14 protein-coding genes are annotated in these 16,094 nt (G+C 52.1%); 3 read left to right on the top strand and 11 right to left on the bottom strand.

Going from position 1 to position 16,094, the window contains the following annotated elements; translation table 11 throughout:
• Positions 1-120: 120 nt before the first annotated feature.
• The 4 genes from HG15A2_RS13865 to HG15A2_RS13850 all read right to left on the bottom strand — a co-directional run bounded on the left by HG15A2_RS13865 (position 121) and on the right by HG15A2_RS13850 (position 3,976).
• Positions 121-897, bottom strand: a complete 777-nt coding sequence (locus HG15A2_RS13865) for a peroxiredoxin-like family protein (protein ID WP_145060795.1) — start codon at positions 895-897, stop codon at positions 121-123.
• Between the two features lie 120 nt (positions 898-1,017).
• Positions 1,018-1,455, bottom strand: coding sequence for a hypothetical protein (locus HG15A2_RS13860; RefSeq protein ID WP_145060794.1), 438 nt, complete (start codon positions 1,453-1,455; stop codon positions 1,018-1,020).
• Between the two features lie 141 nt (positions 1,456-1,596).
• Positions 1,597-2,178 (bottom strand): TetR/AcrR family transcriptional regulator, encoded by a 582-nt coding sequence (locus tag HG15A2_RS13855; protein ID WP_145060793.1) that lies wholly within the window; start codon positions 2,176-2,178, stop codon positions 1,597-1,599.
• A gap of 673 nt (positions 2,179-2,851) precedes the next feature.
• On the bottom strand, positions 2,852-3,976 hold the full coding sequence (locus HG15A2_RS13850) for an ISAs1 family transposase (RefSeq protein WP_145060792.1): 1,125 nt from the start codon (positions 3,974-3,976) through the stop codon (positions 2,852-2,854).
• A gap of 429 nt (positions 3,977-4,405) precedes the next feature.
• Here HG15A2_RS13850 and HG15A2_RS13845 point away from each other — a divergent pair, with 429 nt between their 5' ends.
• Entirely contained in the window at positions 4,406-4,978 is a 573-nt protein-coding gene (locus HG15A2_RS13845) for an IS66 family transposase (protein WP_145060791.1), read from the top strand.
• Between the two features lie 10 nt (positions 4,979-4,988).
• On the opposite strand, the gene HG15A2_RS13840 is transcribed toward HG15A2_RS13845, so the two are convergent.
• Positions 4,989-6,767 (bottom strand): hypothetical protein, encoded by a 1,779-nt coding sequence (locus HG15A2_RS13840; protein ID WP_218931963.1) that lies wholly within the window; start codon positions 6,765-6,767, stop codon positions 4,989-4,991.
• 2 nt (positions 6,768-6,769) lie between these two features.
• Positions 6,770-7,294 carry an RNA polymerase sigma factor gene (locus HG15A2_RS24105; protein ID WP_218931962.1) on the bottom strand — a complete coding sequence of 175 codons (525 nt, stop codon included), beginning with the start codon at positions 7,292-7,294 and terminating at the stop codon, positions 6,770-6,772.
• Positions 7,295-7,481: 187 nt separating this feature from the next.
• Between HG15A2_RS24105 and HG15A2_RS13835 the strand changes: the two genes are divergently transcribed.
• Positions 7,482-8,312 (top strand): IS5 family transposase, encoded by an 831-nt coding sequence (locus HG15A2_RS13835; RefSeq protein WP_145060790.1) that lies wholly within the window; start codon positions 7,482-7,484, stop codon positions 8,310-8,312.
• The gene (locus HG15A2_RS13830) at positions 8,300-8,587 is read left to right on the top strand and encodes a hypothetical protein (RefSeq protein ID WP_145060789.1); all 288 of its coding nucleotides are present in this window, start codon (positions 8,300-8,302) and stop codon (positions 8,585-8,587) included. The genes HG15A2_RS13835 and HG15A2_RS13830 overlap by 13 nt, the downstream gene beginning before the upstream one ends.
• A 241-nt stretch (positions 8,588-8,828) precedes the next feature.
• Here the strand turns inward: HG15A2_RS13830 and HG15A2_RS13825 are convergent, their stop codons facing one another.
• From HG15A2_RS13825 to HG15A2_RS13805, 5 genes are all read right to left on the bottom strand, one after another.
• Positions 8,829-9,869, bottom strand: a complete 1,041-nt coding sequence (locus HG15A2_RS13825) for a glycosyltransferase family 4 protein (RefSeq protein WP_145060788.1) — start codon at positions 9,867-9,869, stop codon at positions 8,829-8,831.
• A 17-nt stretch (positions 9,870-9,886) separates the two neighbouring features.
• Positions 9,887-11,356: a glycoside hydrolase family 130 protein gene (locus tag HG15A2_RS13820; RefSeq protein WP_246117735.1), complete on the bottom strand. Its 1,470-nt coding sequence runs from the start codon at positions 11,354-11,356 to the stop codon at positions 9,887-9,889.
• A 7-nt stretch (positions 11,357-11,363) separates the two neighbouring features.
• Complete coding sequence (locus HG15A2_RS13815; protein ID WP_145060787.1) at positions 11,364-13,697, bottom strand: glycosyltransferase family 4 protein; 2,334 nt, start codon at positions 13,695-13,697, stop codon at positions 11,364-11,366.
• Between the two features lie 288 nt (positions 13,698-13,985).
• Positions 13,986-15,740, bottom strand: coding sequence for a phosphoenolpyruvate--protein phosphotransferase (gene ptsP, locus HG15A2_RS13810; protein ID WP_145060786.1), 1,755 nt, complete (start codon positions 15,738-15,740; stop codon positions 13,986-13,988).
• 132 nt (positions 15,741-15,872) lie between these two features.
• On the bottom strand, positions 15,873-16,082 hold the full coding sequence (locus HG15A2_RS13805; protein WP_218931961.1) for a CsbD family protein: 210 nt from the start codon (positions 16,080-16,082) through the stop codon (positions 15,873-15,875).
• Positions 16,083-16,094 lie beyond the last annotated feature (12 nt).

Genomic DNA, 16,094 nt, shown 5'->3' with positions numbered 1-16,094 from the left:
GATTCATTCTGAAGATAGTCTCAGATGGTTACTCCTCAGCCATTCTTGAGTGCTCAGGAATAAGGAATTGATAGAACGTTTGTGAACCAGTGCAAAGATCACAAGTAGCGCTGCCCATGACTACTCTTGCGCACTCGCTTCGACTGCTTTGATGACGTCGATCGGCTCGGCTCGTTTCTTGTAGTCCGCATCGAGGAACGCGTAGATAATCTTGCCCGACTTATCAATGACGTATGTTGCTGCAAGTGGTAATTCCATTACATCGTTGCCATTGTATTCAGGCAGTTTAAGTCTATCGCGGTATGCTGGAATGATCGCTTCAGGAAGTTTAAATACGAGCCCATACTTTTGCGCAACTGTGTTGTCTTTGTCGTGCAATGCCACGATATCCAGATCATTTGCCTCGGCCGTTTCCTTGGCCTTCTCGGGCAACTCTGGAGTTAGCACAACCAACCTTGCTCCGGCATGTTCGAGCTTGTCCATGCTCTGCTGCATAGCACGAAGTTGAATGTTGCAATAGGGACACCAACCTCCTCGATACCACATTAGAACAATCGGTCCCTCCTGCCAAAGTTCACTGAGTTTGACTCGCTTCCCGTCCCAGCCAAGCAGTTCGGCATCAATTGCCGCATCGCCAACCTGCTTAGCTGATTTTTCTATGCCTGTCGCTCGGACCGTCTCAATTCCCTGCGCGTACGTCTGACGAACATCTTCCGGTATTCGCGCTGCACTTGTGGCCGCTTTTTCTTCGAGCTGTTTGGCAAGTATAGGTACTTCTCTTGATTGTCTTGAGTCGGAACGTTCGTCTTGATTATTCGGAGGGCCTGTGCATCCGATGAATACACTGACCGCGCCAGCGAGAATAGTAATGTCGAGTGAAATTTTCCTGGTGCTCATTTGTTGTCCTTGTGGGGTGTAGTGTTCTGTTTCACATTGAGGGTGCACAGAGCGACGGCATTTTCGATGATCTTCATTCATTGACGCATTGGTGTTAAGCAGAGTTTCAAACCATCAAGCTCACATCACGGCCCGTACTTTTAGAACTTGTGAAATCTTGCTGTAGCGGGATAGAAGGTTGACTGCCGCAATCACCACGATTGTGATCGCGATGTAGACCAGTTGCCACTTAGGGTTCGATCGCAGAAAAAACTCCGAGAAAATCGCACCAGTCATCGCGCCAGTCGCGTAGAGGCTATTGAAAGTGAACAGAAGGTTGAATTTTTCGCTTCCCTCTTTCTTCATAAGCAGGATTAGTGCGTTCACAAAGAAAGATATGGCGGCGTAACCGATAACGAAGCCTGTACTGATTCTGAAAAATGTTGGATCTATACCAAGTGGTTTTGCCATATCAACAAAAGCTGCGACGGAGACTGGCCATGCTGCAAACTTTGAAACGGTGAACCTGAGGAGGACGAGACCTGAAATCGAATTCAGTACGATCAACAGCGGTTTCATAATCGATTTCCTTTTCCTTTGTTTTGACTAATCGGTCAATATTGGGCAAAAAACAAGGAGCTGCGCTCCTCTGGACTCTGACGTTGCTTTACGGAAATCCTTACCGAGAATTTCAAATTCCTCTTCGATCCCCTCGATAGCCTAAGAAATCATATCAATTGCCTGCTGTGCGACTTGTCGCAACGCGGTTCTTCCGAACGCTCCGCGACCCAGCACACGAATTCCAACTACGAGGGCCACGAGAGCCTTTGCTGTGGGGCGAGTGTCAACCGAGTCGGGAATGACGCCAAGCTCCTTGCCGCAACGGATTCGTCCTTCAAAAAAGGTGACGATCTCTTTGATCCCATCTGTTACGAGTTGTTTGACGTCGTCATCATGTGATGAATACTCGAGCGCGGTATTGAACAGCAAGCACCCCTTCTTGTCGGGATCGTCCAGCGTGGCCTTTACGAGCGAGTTGAAGAACATCGTGATCGCTTCGCGCGGATCATCCACTGTTTCCAGCATTCGTAAATTACTCGTCCTTCGATCATAGCCGTATTTCAGCAGCCCGCGCACGAAAAGATCGTGCTTTCCCTCAAAAGCGTTGTAAAGGCTGCCACGCTTGATTCCTGTCGCGTCCGTTATGTCAGAGATCGATGTCGCAGCGTATCCCTTCTCCCAAAAGACTTCCATTGCCTGTTCAATCACGACTGACTCTTTAAATGATTTTTCCCACGGCATAGGTGTTTCTCGCACTGCTTGTGTCTTCTTCCATGAAGTATACGGTGTTTAGACCGATCGGTCAATACGGTGAAAAAAAGTAAAAGGTTAGCTAGTTCATTGGTTGCCGTTCAGGCGATCTGAACGAAGTATTGAGCCAACGTAGCTTGGGGTCCGGTCGTTGATTAGTTGTGTGACCCAAACCGGCTTGGATTTCCCACAAGCCTTTGATTCACAGTAACATACGTGTTGTGCAGCTAGGTAGGTGTAAACCACCGTATTGGTCAGATCGAATGCTCCATAAGAACAGTCTTCGCATACATGGCTGCAGTGAATGCCATCCACCGCAGTTTCGGATAACTAGACTCGCAGTCAAACCAAAAACCCTTGACCATGACTGCTTCCTGATCGACCGGAAATGTAGTGCAAGGTTTTCTTGCCTGGACGTTTGCTACAGGACATAGGGGCGGCAGATTGCGAAGGTGCGACAAGACTGCTCCAAATATGCGGCTATCTATAAGGCAATGGCTGCACCACGCTGTGCGGCTATTCGTTTCGCTAGGCTGACAGAGTTGCCATCTCGATCGAGAAGCTGCTTGAGCTTGATCGGCAATCTTTGCAGTGCTCAGTACGCTACGCAGTGAAAAGGTCTCACCAATGGCAGCACTCTTGACGTCAGGGCAATCGCATCTAATTACGCTTGAATACTCGTGAGAATGGCTTGCAGTGTTTGGTTATTCCAACCTGCGCGGAGTCGTTTACCGCGCAGGCTTTCTTTGAGCGTAGTGTCTCGCTTGAGAATGGAGAGCGCCAAGCGACGCATTCCGGCAGCGATTTCTTGGCCGTTGCCTTTCCGAAGACGGCTTTGATCTTCTGGGAAAGTTACATCCAGCGACCAATGCAGTGAGTTCTCCACGCTCCAATGGTTACGAACATGTCCTGCTAGGGACCTGACCTTGGGGGGCAGGCTGCTGATGAAAAAGGAAGTCTCTTCACTCAGCTTCTCTCCCGATTTACGATAGCGAAAAACCATGCCAACCGAGCGAAGGTCACGCCACTGCTCAGACAGTTTTGGGGGCGCGGGAGCGACGTAATACTCGCGACGCTCATCGCGGCCGTGATTCTTCTCCACCGTGACATGCCGACGCACGCCACGATAATCCTGATCGCCGTAGTCAATGAACAACTGGAGCAGTTGCTCATGCATCTTTTTTTGATTGCCTTTCACTTGCAAAACGTAATCAGCACCCGCTAGGCGAATCTTCTCAGCAGTTTGCTTCTGGCAATGCATCGCGTCGAGCGTGATGACTGCTCCTTCGATGGCCAGTATCTCCAAAAGCCGTGGTACGGCAGTGATTTCGTTGGACTTTTGCTCCGTCGCGAGTTGTCCGAGCGAGAGATGAAGATCACTGGCCCACGCGTTGACCAGGTGCAAGGCTCCTGTGCCGGACGCTTGGTCGAAAGACCGGCGAAGTGTCTTGCCGTCGATAGCCACGGTCTGGCCTTGCAGATCGAGTTGCAGGCTGGCAACCCAGTTCGCTAGGCAGTGGTAGAATTCTTTGGTGTCCAGCAGCGAGAATACGCGACCCAACGTGTCGTGCGAGGGAATGCCATGCTCCAGAGGCAACCAGGTGCGGAACCAGTCGATCTTCTCATTGCCAAATCGCTCGACATCGGCCCACGAGTCGGCTCCACAGATTGCGCCGCACAAGGCGATAGCCACGATGTCGCTGAGCCGATGTCGCTTGGTCCGTTCCATGCGAGGATCGGTAAGTTCCTCGAAGTGTGTAAGAATGACAGGGGATTTTGTAATCGCCATACGTCGACCTCCGTGCTAGAAATGCTATCGGCGGTTAGATTCCGACCCAACCGCTGAAATGACTTCTACGCAGAGATCGATGTATTCGGTCATTTAGATGCGATTGCCCTGCTCTTGACGTTCCGCTTGAAGAGGATGTCTGAGGAACCGGCGGAATGCGAAAAATCTAAAAATGATGAAGCACTGCGCTGGACTATACCAGTCTCGCGCCGTGCATGATTCCTGGCGGGCCGCAACAGTGTGGTGAGAATTGTTGATGGAGACACTGCTGCGGGACCTCAGCCAGGCGACGCTATTTCAGGGATTGGCATATCGATCTGTCGCTAATCATCTCGGATAAACACGAATCTTCTGAAACCGTTGCGTGAGACCTGCAAACGGATTCCTTTTTTCAAATCCTGATCTGCCATAGCGTCTCGGAACTCGGCAATGGATTTAATTGTCGCACCCCCGACCGAGACGATCACATCTTTGGGTGACGAAGCCAACCCGTACACTGTTTACGACTACACGCCCAGCAGATCCCGCGATGGCCCCGCCAAGTGGCTTGCCGATTACGAAGGTTACTTGCAAGCGGACGCCTACGGCGGTTACGACGGAAGTTTTCATTCGCAGAACGTGACGGAAGTCGCTTGCTGGGCGCATGCGCGGCGAAAGTTTTACGATGCTCAAGACTCAGATGAAGAGCGAGCCACGCAGATGCTGGCGCTCGCTGGCCAGTTGTACGCCGTCGAACGCGAAGCGAAGGATGCCGATGATGCTGCACGACGACAGCTTCGTCAAGAGCGGAGCGTGCCGGTTCTCGATCGCATCAAGTCATGGCTTGATGCCGAGCAAGACGTAGTGCTGCCCCGCGGCCCAATGGCCAAGGCGATCACCTACGCCCAGAACCAGTGGCAGGCGCTCAACACCTTCACCACGCAGGGCTACCTCAACATCGACAACAACGCTAGTGAGGGTGCCGCCCACATTCGTGTAATTTTGCACGCTAGCCCGATCTGATCGCTTCTTTCTACATACCCTTTAGCTCGACCTCTGATGCCCCGGCCAAAGTTTGTTGAGATTGGAAGCCGAGAACTGCCGTGAAAGACAATAAGACGGCAAGGAAAGCCATGCCAATCACGTGCTCGCATTGCAGATAATCCCACAAAGTGAGTCTTGGAGTATCAGGCAAGCTATCAAATCGCCAAAAGGCAACTACACGGAGAATTGCTCCGTGTCGATTGAGCCAATCAGTCGCTTTTGGCCTTAGGAAGCTGCGTAAAGCAAGGGCATCGACCTCGTCAGGCACCCCATAGGTTTGCATCAGCTCCACAGCAACTGCAGTCGCAAATTCATCACCAAAGTCGGTAGTACGGTATCTGCTGAATCCACCAGCTCGCAAACTTAGCTTTTGTCGGTCAAGACGCTGGAACTTAACAATCATTCCTCTGACGGATTTGCGAACCTGAAATGTGGCGTCTAAGTGTCCGATTGCACTGAGTAACTGCGTTGCGATCAGCACATCAACGAGGTTTCCGTGATCATCCTCAACGGCATGATTGATCGTAGTGATCAGTCGGTCGGCTAGAACAACACGATCTTCTAAAGTAAGGTGGCCAAGTTGCTCCAAAGCTAAGACTTCAGCCGCTTTCTGCTTAATGCTGAGCAGCCTCGTACCACGCAAACGGGGGTGCACTAACGATTCACGAGGTTTCTCATGCGGGACGAGTTTCTTGGCGGCTGCAAGGTCGACCAACCCACCTCGAAATGCTGAAGTCATCACGTAGGGATTCTGCTTACCTATCAACTCTTTCTCAAACAACTCTAGGGGCCTGGTTGGATCAAAAGGTTGCTTTGTGTCTCGCAGCCATCCCGCAGCGATCGCCCATTGTTGCCAAGTCGCCGACCCAAAGCGATCGACTTCAGTTGACTCGACATACTCCTGAACGTCTCGCGGCGTGATCGGAAACAAAGTCGACGACCCATACAATGCGGCAAGTAAAAGCAGTGGAATCGCAGAGAAGACAGCCGTGATTCGTTGAAGAGGATGCCTGACTACCAAGACGCCGCATAATGCAATAATGCATGCTCCAAGGCACATGATTGCGGAAGCAAGCGACTGATCCAGCAAGAACGTCCCGCGGCTGAGTTGAGCGATTACTGAGACTAGCTGTCCAAATAGCATTAACGCCGAGGCTATTCCTGCGGCAAGGGTCGCACGGTCGATAAATCCTTCTTTTCCAAGTTTGGTCACCAATACAACAATAGCCGCACCGTAGAAAATAAACACAATAAGCAGAGGAATTGTGTAACCCAGCCACATCAGTACGGTTGCAGCAACGCAGATCGCGATGTGAATTGCTCCATAGGCGTTCCACCACACGGACATTGAATGACGAAGGGTAGCTGGATCACTAGGCTCGGCTGTTGATGAACGCCGCTGAGCGGAACGGATCCGTTGAAATCCCAGCACGAAACCACCTGCCGACAAAAAGAGTATCAGCGGTCCAGATGCTAGCCAGCCAATGAACTTCGCTGCCCAAGGCCCGTTTGCTCCGACTCCCTTACCCAATACACCACCCGCTCCCTTGGCTAACAATGGAAACGGGATGAATGCGGCTGCAGTGCTAAGCCAGTCGAGCGATTTCTGTTGTAGTCTGGGATCTCTCTTCGTGATTGCTTCCTCACACAAGTCCTCAAGGCGTTGATGCACTGCAATCTTGAACTCTGTTCCATCTGGACGATGGATTCGTAATGCGTTCTGAATTTCAGATTCCGAGACTAGTCTGTTGGGATCGGTAGAGCTCATGACTAAGAAGCCTCCTGATCGGAATCTTGGGAGACAACCGAGAGCATTCGAGCAAGCGATTTGCGGGCTTGGTACAATCGACCTTCGACCGCCTTGGGCGTAACCGACAGCAACATTGCCACATCTCTCACACTTGTTTCTTCCAGATAGTGCATGAGTACGACACATCGCTGTTTTTCAGGTAGGTGATCAATCGCCTCACGGAGTCGCCCAACCCGAATATCGTCTTCAGTACCAAGGGGTGCTTCAACGTCTTCCAGCGTTGATGGTTCGACGTAAACAACACGTCGATCCCTCCGCTTATGACTCCGCAACCAGTTCCGAAAATGGTTTCGAGCAACACCCCGTAGCCATCGGCCATAAACCGATGGTTCCTTGAGATCGCCCCGACAAGCGTCACGGTTAATATGTGCGTCTGCAAAGCTGTCTTCAGCAATTTCTACGGCATCATGAAATGGGACACCCCACGAAGCAACAAGCCCGACCAACGGGCCCCGAAATCGCACAATAGCTTCGTCGAGTTCCAAATTACACGCTCCTTACTGGGTAAGTGTCCACTTGAAGAACTAATCCCTCAAGATAATTCGAGAGGGCAGCAAGAATTCATGACTTTGGTGTTTTTTACCGCAGATACCGGCCTTGTCTAACGATTCTTCCCTTCGCAGCGTAGAAGTGTGTTGAACGGACTTTCTTCTCTCAATCGCGGAGCGATCGATGGCCAAACGTGCGAAATCCAGGACTGAGGGCAAAGCTTACGAAGTCAAGAACTGGAACGAGTATAACGAAGCGCTCGTCAGGCGAGGCGACGTGACGCTCTGGCTGGAAGAAGATGTGCTCATCGGCTGGGAACACGAGAATCTCGAAACCAAAGTCGGCCAACCCTACATCTACAGCGACGCAGCAATTCGCTGCCTACTCTCGTTGCGAGAAGTCTTTGGGCTGACCTACCGTCAGACCGAAGGCTTCGGTCGTTCACTGGTGAAGTTGATGGACGCTCAGGTAAAGATCCCTGACTACACGAGCCTGCAAAAGCGGGCCGCCAAGATGGAGATTTCTCTGTCGGTGAAGCCTACGAAAGGTCCACGGGACATCGTGGTCGATAGCACAGGTCTGAAAGTCTACGGAGAGGGAGAGTGGAAAGCACGCAAGCATGGCGTGAGCAAGCGTCGCACGTGGCGCAAGCTGCACGTGGGGATCGATCCTGAAACGGGAGAGATCCTTGCGGAACTTCTCACCGAGAACGACCAGCACGATGGCGACCAAGTCGACGGCTTACTTGCTCAAGTGGAAGAGCCGATCGTCAATTTCTACGGCGATGGGGCCTACGATCAACCGAAGGTCTATGACCGTTTGGAGTGGGAAGCAACCGAGCCGGTAATTCCTCCGCAGAAGAATGCCGTGATTAAACAGCACGGAAATTCTTCGGAGCCTCGTTTGCACGTGATGAAGCGACTCGGGAGATCAAGCGGACGAGTCGCCGGTCTTGGAAGGTGCAGGCCGGTTAACACACGCGGAGCTTGGTCGAGACGACCATGTATCGCTTGAAAGCGATCTTCGGCGGTAAGCTCACCAGTCGCAAGTTGTGCCATCAGCAAATCGAAGCAAGGCTACGCTGCCAAATCCTCAACCGATTCACACAACTCGGAATGCCGCTCGTTCAGTGGAATCAGGCGACAAGGCCTTCGAGAGAAGCTCGGCATGAAGAAGGTCATTCCTCCCAAGCGTGGCAGGCGTACCAAGAAGCTACCACGGACAATGTGGCGAAAGCTAATGGCTGTCCTCTTCGACGACAAGAAGTATGGACAACGTTGGCAAGTTGAAACAGTGAACAGTATGATCTAACGACTGCTCGGATCAGCACTGTGAACCCGTGGAACGAAACTCCAAAATCAAAAGATAAGGCTGCGTTCGATCACACACAACATCATGATTATCTGAGGTAAGTATTCTACAGAGCAATAGAAAACGTTTTGCCGTGTAGTGAACTGTTTTCACTGGGTTTGGGGATAGCAGATTTAGTGCGGATTGGGTTCTTTAAATATCGCTTGACGATTTTGCATCTCATGATCGCTTCTTCCTTTCGTGGTCAAAGATCTTGCCATAGACTCGTTCATACGCATCGACCATCGTGTCGAGAGAGAACCGTCGTTGGACGTGCTTGCGGCAGTCAACGCGGTCTATTTCGGAAAGCTTTTGCAGGGCCTGCACGGCTTCATTCACGTTGTTTACCAGAAAGCCAGTCCGCCCGTCTTCGATCACTTCACGGCAGGAGCCCAGGTCCATCGCGACCACGGGGACGCCAGCGGCATTCGCCTCTGCCAGAACAAGCCCAAATCGTTCTGGGATCGTGTTCAAATGTAGCAGTGCTCGCGCACTGGCAAACAATTTATTTTTGCCTGATACGTCCACCGGTCCGATGTAACGGATTTGCCGACCATCAAGATACGGTTCCACCTGCTTTCTGAAGTAGGTCTTATCCTGAATAATGCCCGCAATTAGAAGCGGTAAACCGCTTTGACGAGCAACCTCGATCGCCTGATGAACACCTTTGTCGGGGTGAATCCGGCCAAGAAAAATTAAGTCGTCGCCGTACGCTGACTGCAGCGGGTACAGCGTGAGATCAATACCATTGTAGACAGTTGCCAGGTAATTCAGCCCTGGCGCTCGATCCGAGTCGCTGATGGAAACAAAGTAACCGTCGCGATATTTCTGATACACCTGCATGATTTGAGGAGAGGAAAACCCGTGGATCGTGGTCAGCACAGGCGTGCTGATCAGTCGCGTATAGGTCAATGCCATAAAGTCGTAGTGACTATGGATTAGGTCAAAATCAGCAGCTCGTTCAAATACTTCGGAGATGTGAAGGTATTCGGCCACCTTAGGGTCGACCGTCGAATCCTCTTCGTATCCCCTGTCCACAACTGCATGCAGGTTAGCGCTAGTTAGGGAATCCCCTGTTGCGAAAAGCGTCACATCCCAACCACGGGCGACGAGGCCTTCTGTGATATTGCTGGCGACGGTCTCCCAAGCACCGTATCGGCGCGGAGGAGTCCGCCAAGCTACTGGTGAGAGTACTGCGATTCGTTTTTTCTTTTTCGTCATGGTGCGCAAACCTTCGCTCACTCCATCGCTGCCAAAACGTCCTCAACGGGAACTGTTGCAAAACCTGTGGCATGGTCAGCCAATCCATACGGGATGATGAGTTCGCTTTTGTGTAGCAGTGCTCCGCACGTGTAGACAACGTTCGGTACGTAGCCTTCTCGCTCGTTCTCGTTGGGCTGAATTAGGGGTGCGCGCAGGCGTCCAATAACCTTGCTCGGATCGTCGCGGTCCAACAGGAACGCACCGATGCAGTATTTGCGTAGTGGGCCGACACCGTGACTTAGCACCAGCCAGCCAGCATCGGTTTCAATGGGTGACCCACAGTTCCCGATTTGAATCAGCTCCCAAGAGAAGGTCGGCCTCAGCAGCACTTGTCGTTCATTCCAGAAATGGACGTTATCGGAGTAGCTGAGATAGATGCTCTCGTTGTCCTGCCGCGCAAGCATCGCATAGTGCCCGTCAATTTTTCGGGGAAACATGGCCATGCCTTTGTTTTGCGCAGCGGGTCCGTTTAGAGTAGTGAAGCGAAAACGAAGGAAATCAACGGTTTCCACCAACTCGGGCATGACTACATTGCCATCGAAGGCCGTGAAAGTGGCGTAGTAGATGTAGCTGCCGTCATCATTCTGAAAGCGGACAAACCTTGCATCTTCGATGCCGTTGCTCTGCGAGGGAGTTGCCGGAAACAGGATGCGCTCGGAAAGCTGTTGTTCGGGCTGAAATTGGACTTCGTAGTTGGACTGAGCCAGCATCCAGATCCCGTGCGCAGTGTTCTGGTCCTCTTGCAAAACGCCTTGCGAATGACGTTCTTGATCCAATTCTGCATCGAGGGCGGCTCGAAGTTCTTGCATGTCGAACGAATCACCCAGTTTATCGATGACCCGGCCTGTGAATTCACTCTTGAATCCAAGCTCTCGAAGTTTCCGTGTGAACAAGCCCTTTTCATAGGCGGGGTTAGGTATTTGACGCGGCTCCGAGAGGTAGCCAGCAGCGTCCAGTACTTCGATCTGATTATTTGAGTGTATGATGCCGGTGCGAAAGGTGATCGAAGAGATATGGCCTTCTCCCGTTGCACGCAGGCTGAGTGTGAACCGCAGGGCTCCTGGCGGCAAACCGGCTTGGTCCGGGTGCATCACGATCGAGGGATTAAAAAGCGCGGCAGATTCGAGAGTATATTCGGCGAGGAAGTAGGAGCCGATCAAAAGTCTTCTTTCTTCGGATAGGCCTCCTTTCGGATCATGCTCTTGCCGGACCTGTTCGAAACGCTCCAGAAACATGCGGCGGATTTCCCGGTGTCGCTGAGAGAATTCGGCGGTAACTTCATCCAGTAGATGGCCAACCTGTTCTTCGGGGAGAGCCATTATCCGGGTGATGATCCTATTGGTTCGCTGTGAATCTCCAGGACTAAACGGTCGTAATAGAACGCGTGACTGGTCCGGTTTGAGTACCGTGCCGGTTCGTTTGAGATTGATGACGTTGTTTGACATTTTGGCCTTAGTAAGTTCCATCTGCATGCGTAAGTCTCGGGGTCTCCGGCTTCGCGTGGGCAATTCTTGCCACAGTAGGCTTCGACTTGAATGCAGCGAAGGAGCTCTCAAGTAGTTCCATCTCCGCCAAGGAAAGCAAGAACGCTAAGGTTGATTCGGCACCTTGGTTCTCGTTGACGCGATTCTCTTGCAGACCATCGTGGCAGCCGCCGGTGCCGGTGTCGTATAAGGATTGCCCAAGATCGTTGCGACCAAGGAACCAGTCGAATGCAAGATGCGCCTGTTCGCACCAAAAAGGATCATCGGTAGCCGCGAACGCTTCAATCGCAGCAGACACCATTGCATGCGCTTCGATAGGCTGTTGGTCATACTCGGCAGCCAGCTCACCTCGGCGGGAAAAGCCATTGCACCCGATTGGGCGAAATCGACCCGACGGTGACAATTGCTGTTCTGCCAACCACCGCAATGATCGAAGCCCGATTTGAGTGGCTCGCTCGTTGCAACTCCAACGTCCGCTGAGAATCAAAGCCTGCGAAATCCTGGCATTGTTGTAAGATGCTACGTCCTCGAACCAGGGCCAATCCTCCGTTGCCGTGTTTTCATACAATGCAATCAGTTTGTCAGTCAGCACCTCACGTACTTGATTGACGAGTCGGTCGCCGTTAAATCGACGTAAGTATTCGTGGATACCAATCAGTATATAGGCCCAAGTGCGCGGGGAAGTTGTCTCAGCGCAGGTAGGCAACGCCTTTTCGAACAATTGAACCGCCCAGGACTGAAGACTACGCCGATGTGATCGACCGATGCAGGTACCCAGAGCCCAGATCGACCGACCTTGCGAATCGTCCGAACCGTCCCGTTCCAACCATTGCCGGTCGTAACTCATGAAGTTGCGAAAACGTCCAGTCTCTGGATCAAACCCATAGTTGAGGAAGGCAGCGTACGTCGACGCGGCATGATGTACTTCTCGTGAATCCTTCCCCAGTTCTTCTAGCAGCACTGTCAGTATTAATGCCCTGGCATTGTCATCGGTACAGTAGCCTTCTTGATGGTTTGGAATCGAATAACAAGCATGTTGCTGGATGCCCGTCGAATCGGTCATTCGCATCAGGTGGTCGAGATTCAAACGCGGCATGATCAGCTGCTGCTCTTCCAAAGTTCGAACTGCCAGCGGTTTTGGTAAGTGGCTGCGATTGCGCCGCGCGGCCTCGAAGGATTTGAGGTACAAACCGGCAACATGACTCCAGACCATCTCTCGCCCGAGGAGATAGGCTCGCTTTCGCATGGCGTGACGGCGCTGATCGTCACCCAGCAGTGCAACCATCTCCCGAGCGAGCGCCGGGGAATCAGCAAATGGAACAAGGACGCCACGGTCGTCGGCCAGCAATTCCTCGGCGTGCCAATAGGGCGTTGATATCACTGCTTGCCCGCAACCAAAGGAGTAGGCCAGTGTCCCAGAGACAGCCTGGGCGGCGTTCAAGTAGGGTGTGATGTACAAGTCGGCAGCACCAATGAAGTCGGTCAACTCGCGTAATTCCACAAAGCGGTTGTAGAAGCTGACGTGCTTCTGAATTCCCAACTCTTTGGCCATCCGCTCTAGACGGATGCGATAAGTTTCACCTTCAGACCGCACCAAGCTAGGATGGGTTGCTCCCAGGATGAGATACACAAAATTCGGCACTTCCTTAACGACCTCAGGCAAAGCCTGCAGGACGGTTTCGATGCCCTTATTGGGCGAGAGTAAACCAAAAGTTAGCCCCACGTACTTACCTTCGACACCAAACTGGTCTTTATAGTAATTGGGATCAGCGAAGGGACGATCTGGAATGCCATGCACAATGTGATCGATCTTGTGTTCCGGAACTTTGTAGACTTCTTCAAGCATGGACTTGCTGCGTTGGGTCATCACGACCAGCCGAGTTGAAAGCTCCACCAGTTGGTCCATCACACGTCGCTGATCAACGCTCGGTTCGGGTAATACGGTGTGAAGAGTTGTTACTACCGGACATCGCAAGTCACGTAAGAACGTCAGAATGTGGCCTCCGGCGGGTCCCCCGTAGATGCCGAACTCATGTTGCAATGAAACCACGTCGACATCGCTGCAATTGATGAAGTCAGCCGCACGTCGGTAGGAGTCCAGGTCTTGTTCAGCGATCTGGAAACGCACCTCGGACGGGTAATCGTAGCTCTCAGCCAAGTCATCAACAGGAACGACGATACATTCGGACGGGGCATATTGTGCCACCGCGCTGCGAAGATCGTGGGTAAACGTGGCGATGCCGCATTTGCGGGGAGGGTAGTCACCAACAAAAGCGATTTTACGTAGGTTGGAATAGGCCATTTGTGGATTTCTTACGAGGGAACGGGAAGAGTAACATCGCTACATCGTCCAATCATTCGGGTTGAGTGCCTGTTGTGATTTCCGTCCTCCCGACGTCCCTCTTTACCAGATCGATTCTCGCCTTTCTTTCAGCAACCAATCGTAGGCGTCGCGGTTCATCCGCCTGTGAGACGGCACACTGTGGATGAATACCGGACAATGAATACGTCGAAAATCCACAGATAGGACACTTTCCTGGCCTCGGACAAGGATTCAGTGGTTCGGGTTTCTTGTTATTGTGCATCTTGATTAGTAGGGGGGGGCCAGGAAAGAGGGAGTCGACTCAGCCACACTGGTACCCAGAACCGCAAGCAGTTTGCGTACTTCTATCGGGTTTTGGCAGCGAAGAGCCTGGTCTGCGGTCTCTCTCGCTTCCTGCGAATTGATCCCGTGCAGAGCTTTACGGATAACGACACCTCGTCCTAGGCTGAGACTTAGTTCGCGGATGCCCAGTCCTACAAGCAAGCACGCGAAGTCAGCGTCTCCCGCCTCTTCACCGCATACGCAGATGGGACACTGATGCTTTTCTGCTGCCAAGACGACCTGCTTGATTGCTCTAAGGACAGCCGGGTGCATAGCAGTGCAATCGTTCTTGCCTGCTTCCAATTCCCGATCCGTGGCTAGCATGTATTGGGTGAGATCATTCGTGCCGAGGGCTACAAAGTCCGCAAGATCGAGAATCTCGTCTAGGGCATAGAGTGCCGCCGGCGTTTCAATCATTGCCCCGATCGGAGGAGTACGCAGGAAGCCAAACTTCTTGATGACACGGTCGACTACGGCAATGGCTTGCGACAAGTCATCGCCGCCGATCACCATGGGAAACAAGACGTGTACGTCCGACGTTTGAGCGACCTGTAAAATGGCGTGTAGTTGCTCTTCCAGGAGGACTCGCTCGGCAAGTGAGAAGCGCAAGCCCCGCAAATGAAGCTTCCGATGCGTCTCCGACTCCTCCTTCAGAAGAAACGGCGGCAGTTTGTCACCACCGAGATCGAAAGTGCGAATTACCAATGGTTGACCATCGAGACCCTTCGCCATCTTCTCAAACATTTCGACCTGTGTTTGTACGCTAGGTCGCTCAAGTGATTCGAGAAAGAGAAACTCTGTTCGAAATAGCCCGACCCCAGCAAAACCGTGTTTCGCCACGGCTTCAACCTCCTCGGGGACTCCGATGTTGGCCAGTAGCGAGAGTTCTATGCCGTCCTGAGTTGTACACGGCGTATCCTCTTTGGCGACCAGCGACGCGACCAGCATTTCGTAGTATTGTTTTCGCTCTGCAAAAGATTCTTCGTCGGACTCGGATGGCGATAGCGTTACATTTCCACTCTGGCCATCTACGAGCAATTTCATTCCAGGATGAATTTCAGAAGTCGCGTGGAGAATGCTTGTTACAGCGGGAATATCTAATGACCTAGCGAGGATGGCGGTATGGCTGTATCTCCCACCCTGTTCAGTGATAATCGCCGCCACGCCACAATTCGCAAGCTCTATGGCTTCCGACGGCAAAAGCTCTCGAGCGACAATGATCGATCCGGGTGGCAAGGGGCCTCTGCTCCACGGCAGAGTCCCTGCTAGATTCCTTGTCATTCTTCTTCCCACATCCCGGACGTCTTGCTCCCTCTGCCGCAGATAGTCGTTGTCGAGCCGTTGCAATCGTTCCACCCAATGGCAGATCACCGAATCAAGCGCTTCTTCCGCATTGACCAGCTCTCGGCCAACGTGTTGCTTGACCAGCTCGGCAATTTCGTGCGTCATCGCCGAATGGGCCGATAATAGCGCCACCGATTTGCTTAGATTCGGCTGCTTTGAGGATGTCTGCTCGAGCAGCTGCAAGTCTTGCCGCGATCGTTCCAACGCATCATCGAGTCGTTTCCATTCAGATTCAACATCCACAGGCGAAACATTGGAGTGCAACACTTCAATCCGTCGCCCAACTTCATAGTCATAGACAACGGCAGTCCCACTTGCGAAACCAGGCGAAATGGAAATCCCTTCCAAGCGTAACATGCGAACTCCTTATCAGTTAAGATCAGCGTTACAGGCAAAGGGAAGTACTCTATGCGTAGAGGACACGATTAGCAGTTCAGGCAGCGTCTCAAAATTCCTGCGCTGTCGCCAAGCAAAACGTGAAGCTTCAAACTAACGGTTTAACTCCTGCACGAACTGGTCGACCTTGTTCTCTGCAACTGCTGTTACGTACCCATAGCGTCTTTGGAGCATGATCGCAAGCTGATCACGTCGACCAGCGATGGATCTCAGATCATCATCGCTAAGCTTGCCCCATGTACACCTGATCTTGTCACTCACAGCGTTCCAGTTATTTTTGATCCCATTCCAATTCATGCTCATGATCCCTCTCCT

It is taken from the genome of Adhaeretor mobilis (assembly GCF_007741515.1).
GTDB lineage: Bacteria > Planctomycetota > Planctomycetia > Pirellulales > Lacipirellulaceae > Adhaeretor > Adhaeretor mobilis.
This window is presented reverse-complemented; position numbering and strand designations above follow the sequence as displayed.